Here is a 15,465-nt window from a genome sequence, read left to right on the forward strand (position 1 = left end):
TTTTAGCGGAAAAACCATTAGTTTTAAGCTTTCCACTAAACGAACACATGCCAAAAATCCGCTATTATATCCTGTTCATGTTGCTGCTGCTAAGCGGGGCGCTATATAGCCAGTCGCCCGGTTTTGTACATTACCAGGTAGAGAACGGTTTGTCGCACAACGCCGTTATCTGCACGCTGCAGGACAAACAGGGGTTTATGTGGTTTGGAACGATGTATGGCTTGAACCGGTTCGATGGTTACACCTTCCGGGTATTCAGGCGAACAGAGCAGCCGGGAAGTATTGGTGGCAACTACATCCTCTGCCTGTTCCAGGACGATAACGGCTTGTTATATGTAGGATCAGACAAAGGGGTATTTATATATAATCCGCGTAATGAACAGTTCCGCGAGCTGAGTAAAAAAACGGAGGGAGAAGTACGGTCCATCACAAAAGACAGGCAGGGAAATATCTGGATTATATCCGCAGGCCGCCTGTTTCGCTACCAGGCAGCTACCGACCGTCTGACAGAAGTCCCCGGCTTCCGGGACGCCTCCTCCGTTTGCCTGGATGGCGAAGGGCGCCTCTGGTTGTGCTCTTCGGCGGGCAATATGGCGGTCTATCATTACGACAAAAACAATTTTACCACTTATTCCCTCTTCACACATTCTGCCAAACCCAATTCCTATGCTATCCAGAAAATTGTACCAATGGGCAGGGATACCATCTGGGCATGTACCGCAGGGCAGGGCTTAAAACTGTTTAATACACGGACACGTGCCTACGAAGATTTCCTTTCCAGGGATACAGCCGGTATTGAATTGTATGTGAGGGACATTATCCGCCGGAACGATGATGAATACTGGATTGCATCGGAATCCGGTATCTATATCTATAATATTAAAAGCAGTAAGATCATCAACCTGAAAAAAAATTATGATGATCCTTACTCTGTTTCTGATAATGCCATTTATAATATTTGTAAAGATAAAGAAGGCGGCATATGGGTAGGTACTTACTTTGGCGGCACCAATTATTTTCCACAGCCTTATACGTATTTCGAAAAGCTATTTCCGAAAACAGGTTCTTCTTCTCTCAGTGGTAACGCAGTGAGAGAGATTCATCCCGATAAATATGGTCATTTGTGGATAGGTACCGAAGATGGGGGGCTGAATAAGTTCATCCCATCGGATGGCAGTTTTTCGGCCATCCGGCCTTTGGATAAACATGCACCTGGTTTATCGCATACCAATCTTCATGGTTTACTGGTTACCGGGGATTCCCTCTGGATAGGCACTTTCGAGCATGGCCTGGATGTCATGGATATCCCCAGCGGAAAATTTATCCGGCACTATGCACCGGGTGACGGGCCACATCAGCTGCACAGTGGTTTTATCTATAGCTTGCTGCGTACCAGCAACGATAATATACTGATATGTACTACCTGGGGATTATATGAGTATAGCCGTTCCCGTGATGAATTTAATACCGTAAAAGAAGCACCTCATTATATTTTTTATACCGCTGTTTTTGAAGACAGGGAGGGCACTATCTGGTTAGGCACGGTGAGGGACGGATTATATTTCTATAACCGCCGCACGGGGAAGAAAGGGCTTTACCTGCATGATGCACATGACAGCACCAGTTTGAGCAACAACCGCGTGAACAGAATTTTTGAAGACAGCCAGCAGCGTTTATGGCTGGCCACAGATGATGGCCTTTGTTTGTACAACCGGCAGCGTAATAATTTTACGACTTACAACACCCGGCATGGTTTCCTTAGTAATATGATGTTTTCTATCCTGGAAGACAAGAGCGACCGCCTGTGGGTAACTACTTCCAAAGGGCTGGCGTGTTTTACACCCGCCACTGAAAATGCAGTGGTATATACTAAAGCCAGTGGTTTATTAAATGATCAGTTTAATTATAATTCCGCTTATAAAGATAGTTGTGGCAATATGTATTTTGGCAGTGTAAAAGGATTGATCCGTTTCAACCCCGAGTCGTTTGTGCGTAACAGTTATCTGCCACCCGTATATATTACCGGCTTCCAGGTGTATAATAAAGAAGCCCAGGTGGGTGACATCCTTAAACAATCTATTTTCCTGACGGATACGATTGTCTTATCGCACGACCAATCTTCTTTTAGCATCAACTTTGCGGCGCTGAGCTACACTTCCCCGGAGATGACGGCTTACACATATAAAATGGAAGGGCTTGACCGTGACTGGACTTACCTGGAAACTAACCGGAAGGCGTTCTTTACCAAATTACCACCCGGTACTTACCGGTTTATGGTGAAGTCGGCCAGCAGTGGCGGCAGCTGGAGCATTACGCCGCGTGTGCTTACTATTGTTATCCTCCCACCCTTCTGGGCCAGCTATTGGGCATATGCCGCCTACATCGTCCTGCTATGCAGCCTGGCTTATTTTATTATCCGGTGGTATCATCAGCGTGCGCAGCAAAAGCAGAAACGGCAGCTTGAATTGCTGGAGCATGAAAAAGAAAAAGAGTTATACCAGGCGAAAATTGAATTCTTTACACATCTCGCGCATGAGATCCGGACACCACTTACGCTGATCAAGGGGCCGATGGAAAAGGTGATCCGCAAATCCGATGAGGTACCACTGATCCAGAAAAACCTGCGCATCATGGAACGCAATACCGACCGGCTGCTGGAGTTAACCAACCAGTTGCTCGACTTCCGCAAAACAGAGATCAATGGTTTCAGCCTGAATTTTGTGCGTACTGATATTTCTGAGCTGCTGAAAGAAAACCATCTGCGATTTACGCCAGCAGCGGAGCAGCAGGATATCCGGTTTAAAATAGAGTTATCAAGCCTTCATTTTTTTGCTTATGTAGATGCGGAAGCTCTACATAAGATACTGGGCAATCTGATCAACAATGCTATCCGGTATGCCGCTACCAAAGCATCCATACACCTGCAGCCGGTGGATGAAAACGATGCAACTTTTACTATCCTGGTGAAGAACGACGGATACATTATTCCTGCTGAAATGAAGGACAAAATATTTGAGCCATTCTTCCGTGCGAAGGCCACGGCCGATAAATCCGGTACAGGTATCGGGTTATCCCTTTCAAGATCATTAACGCTGCTGCACAAAGGTAGCCTCGAGTTGCTGCCGACCGATGGGACACTAAATGTTTTTTCACTTACTTTGCCTGTTCACCAGGAAATAGAATTTAACCTGAGCAAATGGAAAACAAGCCGCTGATACTGTTAGTAGATGATAATGAAGAAATACTTTCTTTCATTGCAGACGACCTGGAAGATAAATATAAAGTAATCACTGCGCGCGACGGGCAGGCCGCCTTGCTATTATTGCAGGAGCAGCCCGTGCAGCTGGTGATCAGTGATGTGATGATGCCGGTAATGGATGGCTTTGAACTTTGCCGTATTATTAAGTCGGATTTTGTATCCAGTCATATTCCGGTGATCCTGCTTACGGCACGCAATACAATGCAATCGAAAATAGAAGGGCTTGAACTCGGCGCCGATGCTTATATTGAAAAACCATTCTCACCTGAATTCCTGCAGGCGCAAATTGCGAGCCTGCTCAGCAACCGTCATAAAATAAAATCCTATTATGCCAGTACTCCGCTGGTGCATCTGCGCAGCATGGCCTATACCAGCGCCGATGAACAATTCCTGGAAAAGCTGAATGACCTGATCAACCAGCATCTCAATAACATTGATCTCGATGTGGAACAGCTGGCAGATTTTATGAACATGAGCCGCCCTACTTTCTATCGTAAAATAAAAGCGATATCCGATCTTACGCCTCATGAGCTGATCAATATCGCACGTTTGAAAAAAGCAGCGTCTTTATTATCCACCGGATCATACAAAGTGAATGAAGTAGCGGAGCTTTGCGGCTTTGCTTCCCTGACCAATTTTGGAAAGAATTTTCAGAAACAGTTCGGGATACTACCGTCGAGATATGTAGCGCAGATACAGGCAGAGAAGGAGCGGTAGCCAAACTTAATCTTGCTTCCCCGCCGGAAAAATAATATATTAGCAATATTCAAAGGTCCGGAAACTGGCATCTGACACATATGTGCGCTGATTTCTCAACGCCATAAAAGTACATCACACGAAACATTAAATCGATTATTACTGTATGCATCTACCATCATTGATCATTGACCTGGCATTAATATTAGGAGCGGCGGGAGTTATTACATTACTATTTAAACGGCTGAAACAGCCGATGGTGCTGGGGTATATCATCGCTGGATTTATAGTGGGCCCCAATTTCAAACTGTTTCCTACTATCGGGGATGCAGAAGGGATAAAAACCTGGTCTGAAATCGGTGTTATCTTCCTTTTATTTTCATTGGGACTGGAATTTAGTTTTAAAAAGCTAATGCGGGTGGGGGGTACCGCCACCATTACCGCATTTGTAGAAATAGCGCTGATCACTGTTGCCGGTTATTTTACCGGTAAACTGATGGGCTGGGGTTTTATGGACAGCCTGTTCCTCGGAGGTTTGCTGGCCAGTTCCTCTACCACTATCATTATCCGTGCCTTTGAAGAATTAGGTATCAAGAAAAAGTCATTTACCAAAATAGTTTTCGGCGTGTTGGTGATAGAGGATATTGTGGTGATCCTCATGATGGTATTATTATCTACGATGGCGGTGAGCCGGAAATTTGAAGGAACGGAGATGCTGTTTACCATTGCCAAGCTGATGTTCTTCCTGGCGGTTTGGTTCCTGGCAGGGATTTTTCTTTTACCCACCGCACTGAAGAAAATAGAACGCTACCTCAATGGAGAAACCCTGCTGATACTGAGTATAGCGCTCTGTTTGGGCATGGTGATCCTGGCCACCAAAGTGGGCTTCTCCGCGGAACTGGGCGCCTTTATCATGGGTTCCATCATAGCGGAAACCACCTCCTCTGAAAAAGTGGAACACCTCATACAACCGGTAAAAGATCTTTTTGGCGCTATCTTTTTCGTATCGGTAGGTATGCTTATCAACCCGGAGATGATTGTAGAATACCGGTGGCCGGTACTGTGGATAACGTTGTTAACCATCACCGGGAAATTTTTCACCACCACAATGGGAGCGTTGTTATCCGGTCAGCCGCTGAAACAGGCTGTCCAGGTGGGTATGAGTATGGCGCAGGTAGGTGAATTTGCCTTTATTATTGCAACACTGGGGCTTTCCCTAGGAGTAACCAGCGAGTTCCTTTTCCCGGTAGCAGTGGGCGTTTCGGCCATTACCACCTTCACTACACCTTACATGATCAAGTTTTCCGTGCCATTTTATAACTGGTTGGAGAAGATCATCCCTGGTCGCTGGCTAACTACTCTTAACCGGTACAGTGCCAGTTCACAAACCTTACAGGCGGAAAGCGACTGGCGTATTGTATTGCGCAGTTATGTAAAAGTGATTGTACTGAATGCAGTGATCATGTTCGCCGTGATCTTACTCAACACCTATTATATCGGTCCGTTTGTGATTAAATATGTGAAGAACCTGTTCCTGGCGGAATTACTGAGCGTGATCATCGGTATTGCCATGATGTCGCCATTTATCTGGGCCTTGATGGTGCAGAAAATTTCGAGCAATTCCTATAAGGCGTTATGGCTGGATTCCAAATACAATCACGGTCCGCTGGTAGTGGTGGAAGTAGTGCGTAATGTGGTGGCCGTACTGCTGGTAGGTTTCCTGGTAAACCAGTACTTTCCGTTCTGGCAGGCGTTAATGGGTACTGCCGTTATATTGGCATGCGTGCTACTGGTGTTGCGTTCACAACTACAGAAATATTATAACCGTATTGAAAGCCGTTTCCTGACCAATCTGAATGCCCGTGAAACTGCCGATGCAGCCAATAATAAGGCTACAGCAGCAGATTTACTGCCCTGGGATGCGCAGGTATCTGAAGTAGAAATTGATCCCTGGTCTACCCTGGTGGATAAACCGCTGATAGATCTGCAGCTGCGGGAAAAGTACGGCATTAACGTAGGCGCCATTAAAAGAGGCAATGTGACGATCTACGCACCCACCCGCGATGAGAAATTATTTCCGCACGACATCCTTACCGCCATTGGTACGGAAGCGCAACTGGAGGAATTTAACCGCGTGGTTAACACCCTCAATGTAGAAAGAAGCGACGATGTAGCGGACGAAAACATCGGCCTGACCAGCATCGTAGTGGATGAACACAATGGCCTCAAAGGTCAGACCATCCGCGGTTCCGGCATCCGGGAAAAAACGCAGGCACTCGTAGTAGGCATTGCCCGCGGCGGCGAGAAAATCCTCAACCCCGCTTCCGAAACCGCATTTGAATGGGAAGATGTAGTGTGGCTGGTAGGCAACCGCCGGAAGATCCTGGAATTTTCGCGGGGCAGGTAGCGCGAGTTTTGTCTTTCTCGCTTAAGCCTTCTCAAGAAACGCCCGCAGCACATACTGTAAAATGCCTCCGTGGCGATAATACTCGATTTCTATCAGGGAGTTCAGCTTTGATTTTACTTTGAAAATAATGGGCGGCCCTTCAGCCGGGATAGCCGTTACAGTTAGTATTTTGTTGGGAACAAGACCGGTGGAGATATCGCTGATGGTATATGATTCTGTTCCGGTTAGATTTAAAATGGCTGCATTTTCTCCTTCCAGGTACTCGAGCGGGAGGATACCCATGCCTACCAGGTTGCTGCGGTGAATACGTTCATAGCTTTCCGCAATTACTGCTTTTACGCCGAGGAGATTGGTGCCCTTTGCTGCCCAGTCGCGCGAAGAACCGCTGCCATACTCCTTTCCGGCCAGTATGATCAGCGGCACTTTTGTGGCCGCATATTGCTGTGCCGCATCATAAATGGGCAACACCATTCCGGATGGAATGATAGTGGTAAAGCCACCTTCTTTGGGCGACAACTCATTTTTAATACGCACATTGGCAAAGGTGCCGCGGATCATCACTTCGTGATTTCCCCTCCGGGAGCCATAAGAATTAAAGAGACGCGGATCAATGCCCCGGTCCAGCAGGTATTTACCGGCTGGCGTGTCTTGTTTAAACGAGCCTGCAGGGGAGATATGGTCTGTAGTAACAGAGTCTCCCAGCTTCAGTAACACGCGTGCGTCTTTTACATCTTCCACGGAAGACGGAAATTCAGAGAGCCCTTTAAAGAACGGCGCTTCCCGGATGTAGGTGGAGTCGTTACTCCAGTGATAATCTTTGCCCGAGGGCGCCAGTAAACCGCGCCATTGTTCGTCGCCGTCGAATATTACCTTATAGATGTTTTCAAAGTCTTCCTGCTTTACTGCGGCCGCTACGGTATCATTGATTTCCTGTTGTGTAGGCCAGATGTCGCGGAGGTATACCGGTTCGCCGTTAGGGTCATAGCCCAGCGGGGCGGTAAGTATATCTACATCGATGCGGCCGGCAATGGCGTAAGCTACTACCAGCAACGGCGAAGCAAGGAAATTCATCTTTACCTGAGGATGTACCCTTGCCTCAAAATTACGGTTACCGGAAAGTACCGATGCCACCACCAGGTTACCTTTTTCCACCGCTTCCGCAATGGCAGGAGGCAGCGGACCACTGTTACCAATACACGAAGTACAACCATAGCCAACAATATGAAAACGCAATGCTTCAAGTTCAGCCAGTAAACCCGAGCGCATCAGGTATTCGGTTACCACCCGTGAACCCGGCGCCAGGCTGGTTTTCACCCAGGGTTTCACATATAACCCGCGACTGATCGCTTTCTTTGCTACCAGCCCCGCCCCTATCATTACACTTGGATTGGAAGTATTGGTGCAACTGGTGATGGCGGCGATGGTGATGGCGCCGTCGCTCAGCACATATTCTTCATTTTTCAGTTTAATACGTACGGATTTAAGATAGTCGAGTTCCACCGCTACTTCTTCCACATGCTTCTGTATTTCGTAGGTAAAGGCGGTGCCGGAACCGCCTTCCGCCAGCCAGGCGGTATCACGCCGTTTGCCTTCAGGCGTGTACATGCGCTTGAATTCCTTGCTGAGCAGGGTTTCAAACTCATTGTGCAGATCACGGACCAGGATACGGTCCTGCGGGCGCTTAGGCCCGGCCACAGCGGATTGTATTTGCCCGAGGTCCACTTCAATGATATCCGTATAGGTGATTTCTTCGCTGCCATGGCGCCAGAGCATATTTTCTTTGCAATAGTTTTCTACCTGCGCAATATCCTCTTTGGAGCGGTTGGTACGATGCATATATTGCAACGTTTGTGCATCTATCGGGAAATAGGTAACGGTGCAGCCAAACTCCGGCGACATATTGGAGATAGTAGCGCGATCAGGCACGGAGAGGAAGTCCAGACCGTCGCCGAATACTTCCACGAATTTGTCGACCACCCCATATTTACGCAGCAACTGCGTGATGGCAAGCACCATATCCGTAGCAGTAACGCCTTCCGTCAACCGGCCGGTGAGCCGCAGCCCAATCACCTGGGGGCAGGAGAAATAGATAGGCTGGCCTAAGATAGCTGCTTCGGCTTCAATACCACCTACGCCCCAGCCCAATACGCCGATACCGTTAACCATGGGAGTATGAGAGTCTGTGCCCACCAATGTATCGGGAAACAGCCAACCATCACGGTTAATAACGCCTTTGGCGAGGTATTCCAGGTTTACCTGGTGACAAATACCCATGCCCGGAGGCACTACTGTAAAATTATCGAAGGCCTGTTGCGCCCATTTGAGCAACTGGTAACGCTCTTTATTACGTTCATATTCATAGGCCACATTTTTTGTGTAGGAGTAGTCTGTTCCGAAAAAATCTACCTGCACGGAGTGATCTACCACCAGGTCAACCGGTATGGCCGGGTTAATTTTAGCGCCGTCTTTCCCTTTGCGGATCACTTCCGCACGGATGGAAGCGATATCCACCACAGCGGCAACGCCTGTAAAGTCCTGCATCAGTACGCGGGCCGGTTTAAAAGGTATTTCGTTGTCTGTTCCCGCAGGATCCCAGTTCACCAGTGTTTCCACGTGTTCATCAGTGATGGCGAAGTTGTCGTGGTTCCGCAATACATTTTCCAGTAAGATCCTGATCGAGAAAGGCAACCGGGAGATTTTTCTTCCGTCCTGTTCCAGTTTGCTGAGTGATGCGATACGTGGCTGCATAAGCTGAGTTGTTGACATTTTTAATGAAACAATGATGCTACCATTTTGTTTATTAAAGATACCTTATTATGAATCGTTTATAAACGGTTCATATTAAAATAACCCTGCCGTACCTATGCATTGCGCTATATTAGCTTTATTGTAAATGCACCTCAAAATGACCGGAAAACTAAAAGTACCCTCCACTTCGCGCCTGGTGCTGGAAGCAGCCATGCAATTGTACACCTCTCCACTGCAGCAACAATATATGGAAGCGATCGATTTCAGTGAAACCAGTGGTTTATATGATGAGCTGAAACGACAATATCCATTTGTTACAGATATGATCTGCCTGCGCAAACAGAGCATCCGCAGGATGTTGCACAGGCGCATCCCTGAATTTGCAGGACAACAGGTGATTATGCTCGGCGCCGGACTGGACCCTTTATCTTTATATCTCCTGGAAAACTACCCGCAGCAGATCAGCCGGATCATAGAAGTAGACAATGGATATATTGAAGAAAAGCAACGGCTATACGAAGAAATTATTCCTGGCAATCCGCTGATCGCTTTCATCAAATGTGATATAACAGATACGGCGCTGCTATGGAATAAATTATTGAAAAATGGCTACCGGGAGGAGATTCCGGCCATCATCATTTTTGAGGGTGTGCTTCACTACATCCCCAACCAGGCGTTTGTGCAGGTGATGCAACTATTTAAAACGCAGTTTCGGCACAACCAGGTAATGCTGGATTATTCTTTATCTGAGGAAGAGGTGCCTGTAAATTTTTTGTCTCATCACAAAGCGGTAAAAGAGGTGCTGGAAAGCTATATTGGCCGGCCCATCAATGTGAATAACCGTGCAGACATAGCAGGATTGCTGTATCAGCTGGATGGCATACTTGAAACAGTGGAGCCTTTGTGCGAAACGGAAAAAAGACTCACCGGGGGCAATCAGCTGTTTCATGCACCCGGTGAAGGCATTGTGGAAATGGTGAGTTTCCGGATATAGGTATTACTCCCACCAGTGTTCCTGCGGATAATGTGCGCCTACGACTACCGGCTCTCCTATGCGGGGAGTAGTAACCAGCAATCCTCTTTGTGCACCGGCAGCGGTCACTCTTTTCGGGGAATCATTCCAGGCGTGCATGGCCAGCACAAATTTGCCCCAGTGCACCGGCAGCAGGGCTTTTGCCTGCAGGTCGACAGCCGCCTGCACGGTTTCTTCCGGTTTCATATGGATGAAAGGCCAGTAATCATTGTATTGTCCGCATTCCAGTATCACGAGATCGAAGGGACCGAATTTATCACCGATGGCTTTGAAATGCGTGTCGTATCCTGAGTCTCCCCCGATAAAAATCTTATACCCAAAAATTTCCAGTACAAAAGAAGACCACAGGCTGCCACCTCTTTTAAAGCCGCGGCCGGAGAAATGCCGTGCAGGCGTAGCCGTTAGGGTGATGTCTGTAGCAATTTCACGGGTTTCCCACCAGTCCATTTCCGTAACGTTGTTGCCTGTTGCCACGCAGCGCTGCAAATCGTGACCAACACCCAGGCTGGTATAGATGCGCTTTGTATGTGGCTTCAGCTGCGCTAATGTTTTTTTATCAAGATGATCATAGTGATTGTGAGTGACGATCAAAAGATCTATTTCCGGCATATCAGCGGGCGTATAGGCATCTGCTCCCGGGAAAGCTTTTACCATAAATGACATGGGGGATGCGCTGCCGCTGAAAACCGGGTCTACCAATATATTAAAGCCCTTTACATGGATGAGGTACGACGAATGACCAAACCAGATGACCACCGGTTTCTCCGAGTATAATGTTTTCAGGTTGGTGTGTACGGAAGGCATCGCTCCCGGGGGGCGAACATCTGCCGGGCGTCGCAGCACTTTGCGGAGCATGGTGAAGTAGGTAACATCGTCAGGTTTCATCGGCGTAACGGACAGGTTTTGAAACGCCCCGTTCCGGAAGTTCTGCGAGTGTTGTATTCTTTCTTCTATGGAAGGTAATTTCCGCTGCATGTATTAAAGTTAAGAAGCTTTTATACGAAGACGGACAGTGCGGAGGAATATTTTACCCGGTATAAAAAAAGGTCCGCTCAAAAGAGCGGACCCGTATTTCAACCTTTAATGCCGGCAGGTTAAGATCGTGCCAGCAGTCGTTTTCCCCGGGCCATTAACCGCAGCAGGCGGGTATTGCCATAGAAAGCAGAGTGATACTTTGCGGTGGCCTTGCGGCGTTCACCATAGGTTCTCAGCACGCCATCGGCAGTAACGATGCCTGTCAATTTCTTTCCTTTGTCGAGTACCGCCAGGATATCCGGCGGGTAGCTATCGAAGAGTTCTGTAACGAGATTGATATTATCGGCGGGATACAGGTATGGTGCAGATGACTCCAGGAGCTCGCGGACAGGCGTATTGCTTCCGGCCGACAACTGCTGCCTGTTAACATAGCCTTTAAACTGCCCGGCGCTATCTGTTACCGGCAGGTAGCGGTAGTGATAAAAGACGGTTTGCAATAACTGGTCTGCCTGCGCTTGCGTCATTTGCTCCTGCAATGTAACAGGAGGTTGTGTAGCAACGGCCGCCACATTAATCAGCTGCATCATATCAGGGGTATATTCTTCCGGGGTGGCAACACCTCTGCGGCGGATCTTTTCCGTCATAATGCTGCCTTTCATGAGGAAGAACGATACGAAATAAGCGGCTGTGCAGGCGGCTATCAGCGGCAGGAGGCCATGTGTTTGCCCGGTTGTTTCCAGTGAAAATACGATGGCGGTGAGCAATGCGCGGGAAGCGCCGGCAAACATAGCGGCCATACCGATCAGTGCCGCCGTGGCGATATTGATGCCGCTGCCGGGGAATAATTGTATTACGGCCACGCCCAGTAAGGCGCCAAAGGCGCCACCAATGGTAAACAGGGGCGCCAGCGTTCCACCGGAAGTGCCGCTACCTAGGGAAATCACCCATGAAAGATATTTAAGGATACAAAGTGATACGAGCAGTGCCAGCGGTGCGGTGCCGGTTAGCAATGTTTTGATGTTATCGTAGCCCACTCCCATGGTGTGCGGGGCGAAGTAGCCGATCACGCCCACCGCGATGGCGCCGAGTGCCGGCCACCACATCCAGTGGATGGGTAATTTCTCGAACAGGTCCTCCACGAAATAAACAGATTTTGACACGTAAGCGGCGACTACACCTATTACGGCACCCATTAGCACATAGGTGACCAGGGCAATATCGGTTACGGCAGGGATGGGGGGCATGGCAAAAACCGGGTTGCTGTCGAACAACAGGATGTGCATACCGGCGCCGGCGATACAGCCTATGGCCACGGGAATCACTGAGCGGGGAGAGAATTCGAACAATAATAATTCAATGGCCAGCAGGATAGCGGCCAGCGGGCTGCCGAAAATAGCGGCCATACCGGCACAAGCGCCGGCTGCCAGTAATACTTTTCTTTCTGCAGAAGAAATGTGAATCACCTGGCCGGTGAAGGAGCCAATGGCGCCACCGGTGGCGATGATAGGGCCTTCGGCACCAAAGGGACCACCCGTACCGATAGAAATAGCAGCGGATATGGGTTTCAGCAAGGTAATCACCGGCGGGATCTTGCTTTCATTGCCGATGATGTTCTCCATGGCTTCCGGGATACCATGACCGCGGATGGCTTTACTGCCAAAACGCGCCATCACGCCTACTATCAGGCTACCTATGATAGGAACTATTATTACGATCATACCCAGGTGGTTTCCGGCGGGCCCTGCTTCTTCAAATGAAAATTTACCGTAAAACGACAGGTTGGTAATAAGACTGATCAGCAACACCAGTGCTTTTGCTACTACGCCTATAACCAGGGCGTTGATACATGCCTGCAGGCTCAGGTAAAATACCCTCCTTGACATATTTCCGGCAAACTTTTGCTCTTTTTTATGATTCATACTATACAAAATGACAATTATATCTTTAAAACAATGCAAAAATATGATTCAAATCATATTAAAACCTATTTTTTCTTCCAAAAACACAAAAAAACACTAGTATTGCAGTCATGAAAAAAGCCGGAACCTGCGATCTGAACACCTGTTTTTTATGCCAGTACAGCATTCCCGAATGGATTGCGGCGGTATCGGATCACAGGCAGCATCTTTTTTATAAGAAGAATGAAACAATTTTCCAGGAGGGCAGCCCGGTAAAAGGGATCTTTTTTTTGTATGACGGCAACGTAAAGGTGCACAAGCAATGGGGCTCTGAAAAAGAACTCATTGTCCGCTTTGCACAAAAGGGGGATATCCTCGGGCACCGGGGGTTAGGCAGCGGTGAGCGGCTGTATACGGTTTCCGCCACTGCGCTGGAAGATACCACGGTATGTTATACGGAGCTGTCGTTTTTTGAGGCATCGCTGAAAGTGAACCCCAACCTGGCATTGAAGCTGATGCAATTTTATGCCGATGAATTACAGGAGGCAGAACGGAAGATGCGCAACCTGGTGCATATGGATGTAAAAGGCAGGCTGGCGGATGCTTTGCTGGAACTCAGCCGGTTGCATAAGGCGCTTCATTTTACGATCAGCCGCCAGGATCTCGCCGCTTTTGCAGGAACCACCTATGAAACGATTTACCGCAATTTGCAGGAATTTATGGCAGAGAAACTGATTACCGCGGAGGGAAGGGCGATTACGATATTAAATGAGAAGAAACTGCGGAAGTATATTGTTTAATGGGGATTGAGGGGAAGTAAGCCCGGCGTTGATACGACGATGAGGTGGACTTGATCCGGGAATGCCCTCAGGCACTGGTTTCTGTGAGCCTGAGCAACTTGTTTTCATTCAGGATGGTGATACTTTTTCCTGAAACTGCTACCAACCGCTCCTCTATTAATTCATTTAACACCCGGAAAGTGGTTTCATAAGTAGCCCCGATGTAGGAGGCCAGGTCTTGCTTACTCAATGCAAGATCAATAAACCCATCTTTGTTAAAGCCAAACTTTTGTTGTAACAGTATCAGTGCATTGGCCATGCGGCCTTTAACGGACATATGTGCGAGGTTGCGCATCTGCTTTTCGGACGTTTGCAGTTCCTGCGCATAAAACAGCATCAGTTCATACAGCAGGTCGTGATTGATTTTAAGAGATGCCTGAAAAAAGTCCATCTCTATAAAACAAACTTTTACCGGTTCCAGGGCAGTGGCAGATATGGGATAATGGTGTTCCGTACCGCCTATGCCGCGGTGACCAACGATATCGCCTTTTTGTGCAAAGCGGACAATAAGTTCTTTTTCAGAGCCCCAGTGTTTATGCACTTTCATGCGGCCTTCATAAATAAAGTAGATACCTTCTACTTTATCACCTTCTTTAAACAGGGTTTCTCCTTTGTTCAACGAAAAATTTTTCCGGTACAACGCTGTTGCCGGAGCCCACTCTTTCAGGGATAACCGGCAAAGGAGACAAGTTTTACCATCACAGCCCTGTTTATCTTTCTTCATGTATCGTATTACTGTTTTGTAATTGTTGTAATGTTTCATCTGCCAGCAGGGATTGCAGCTTTACTACCTCTCCTACTACTATAATAGCAGGATTTCCCATACCAGCCGCCTGTGCACGCCAGGTGATATCCTTTACGGTGCCGGTCACCATTTTTTGCCGCGGCGTGGTGCCATCCTGGATAATGGCTACCGGCGTGGCTGCTTTGCCATGTGCCTGGAAAATATCCATGATCGCTTCCAGTTTGCTCATGGCCATTAATATCACTACGGTGGCGGTGGACTGTGCCGCCAGGGCAATGTCTTTCGAAATATTGCCGCTTTGGGTAGTGCCGGTGGTTACCCAGAAGCTTTCCGCCGTGCCCCTGCAGGTAAGCGGTATCATTTGAGATGCCGGTACTGCTACTGCACTGGAAATCCCTGGTATAATAGCCACTTTGATCCCATGTTTCCTAGCGGTTTCAATTTCCTCCACCGCCCTGCCGAATATGAACGGATCGCCACCTTTGAGCCGGACCACATGGCCATGGGCCAATGCCATTTCCACGATCAGGTGGTTTATTTCCTGTTGGGAGAGCGCATGGCAGCCATATCTTTTACCTACAAACTTTATTACCGCGCCTGGCGAAGCATAAGTGAGCAGCGATTCGTTTACCAATGCATCATATAATATAACGTTGGCCTGGCGGATGGTATTAATCGCTTTCAGCGTGATCATTTCAGGATCTCCGGGCCCTGCTCCTACTAAAGATAGAAATGGATTTGACACCTGCATACATATGATATTTAAAATTATGTGATTATTTAACAGCTATGCATGCCTAAAATTAAAACAAAAACGCTTAATTTTATAATTAACATCATACACCTACCTTAAAAATCATCTTCA

At 47.9% G+C, this 15,465-nt stretch carries 10 protein-coding genes; 5 read left to right on the forward strand and 5 right to left on the reverse strand.

The annotated features are described in order from the left end of the window. The first annotated feature begins 47 nt into the window (after window positions 1-47). From QFZ51_RS27570 to QFZ51_RS27580, 3 genes are all read left to right on the forward strand, one after another. Entirely contained in the window at window positions 48-3,215 is a 3,168-nt protein-coding gene (locus QFZ51_RS27570; protein WP_429050638.1) for a ligand-binding sensor domain-containing protein, read from the forward strand. Beyond that, the gene (locus QFZ51_RS27575; protein ID WP_429050639.1) at window positions 3,197-3,976 is read left to right on the forward strand and encodes a response regulator; all 780 of its coding nucleotides are present in this window, start codon (window positions 3,197-3,199) and stop codon (window positions 3,974-3,976) included. Before QFZ51_RS27570 ends, QFZ51_RS27575 begins: the two co-directional genes overlap by 19 nt. A gap of 145 nt (window positions 3,977-4,121) precedes the next feature. After that, entirely contained in the window at window positions 4,122-6,362 is a 2,241-nt protein-coding gene (locus QFZ51_RS27580) for a cation:proton antiporter (protein WP_429050640.1), read from the forward strand. Between the two features lie 21 nt (window positions 6,363-6,383). On the opposite strand, the gene acnA is transcribed toward QFZ51_RS27580, so the two are convergent. Further along, on the reverse strand, window positions 6,384-9,110 hold the full coding sequence (gene acnA / locus QFZ51_RS27585) for an aconitate hydratase AcnA (protein ID WP_429050641.1): 2,727 nt from the start codon (window positions 9,108-9,110) through the stop codon (window positions 6,384-6,386). Window positions 9,111-9,267: 157 nt separating this feature from the next. Here acnA and QFZ51_RS27590 point away from each other — a divergent pair, with 157 nt between their 5' ends. Then, window positions 9,268-10,104 carry a class I SAM-dependent methyltransferase gene (locus tag QFZ51_RS27590; RefSeq protein WP_429050642.1) on the forward strand — a complete coding sequence of 279 codons (837 nt, stop codon included), beginning with the start codon at window positions 9,268-9,270 and terminating at the stop codon, window positions 10,102-10,104. Window positions 10,105-10,107: 3 nt separating this feature from the next. Here QFZ51_RS27590 and QFZ51_RS27595 read toward each other — a convergent pair whose 3' ends face one another. Beyond that, window positions 10,108-11,118, reverse strand: coding sequence for an MBL fold metallo-hydrolase (locus QFZ51_RS27595; RefSeq protein ID WP_429050643.1), 1,011 nt, complete (start codon window positions 11,116-11,118; stop codon window positions 10,108-10,110). Between the two features lie 119 nt (window positions 11,119-11,237). Then, window positions 11,238-13,037: a chloride channel protein gene (locus QFZ51_RS27600; RefSeq protein ID WP_429050644.1), complete on the reverse strand. Its 1,800-nt coding sequence runs from the start codon at window positions 13,035-13,037 to the stop codon at window positions 11,238-11,240. Between the two features lie 110 nt (window positions 13,038-13,147). Between QFZ51_RS27600 and QFZ51_RS27605 the strand changes: the two genes are divergently transcribed. Then, window positions 13,148-13,816 (forward strand): Crp/Fnr family transcriptional regulator, encoded by a 669-nt coding sequence (locus tag QFZ51_RS27605; protein WP_370908218.1) that lies wholly within the window; start codon window positions 13,148-13,150, stop codon window positions 13,814-13,816. A gap of 67 nt (window positions 13,817-13,883) precedes the next feature. Here the strand turns inward: QFZ51_RS27605 and QFZ51_RS27610 are convergent, their stop codons facing one another. Both QFZ51_RS27610 and cobA read right to left on the reverse strand, forming a co-directional pair. Then, window positions 13,884-14,579, reverse strand: a complete 696-nt coding sequence (locus QFZ51_RS27610) for a Crp/Fnr family transcriptional regulator (protein ID WP_370908219.1) — start codon at window positions 14,577-14,579, stop codon at window positions 13,884-13,886. Further along, window positions 14,566-15,351: a uroporphyrinogen-III C-methyltransferase gene (gene cobA, locus QFZ51_RS27615; RefSeq protein ID WP_429050645.1), complete on the reverse strand. Its 786-nt coding sequence runs from the start codon at window positions 15,349-15,351 to the stop codon at window positions 14,566-14,568. Before cobA ends, QFZ51_RS27610 begins: the two co-directional genes overlap by 14 nt. Window positions 15,352-15,465: the final 114 nt, after the last annotated feature.

This window comes from Chitinophaga sp. W3I9 (assembly GCF_050434025.1).
Taxonomy (GTDB): domain Bacteria; phylum Bacteroidota; class Bacteroidia; order Chitinophagales; family Chitinophagaceae; genus Chitinophaga.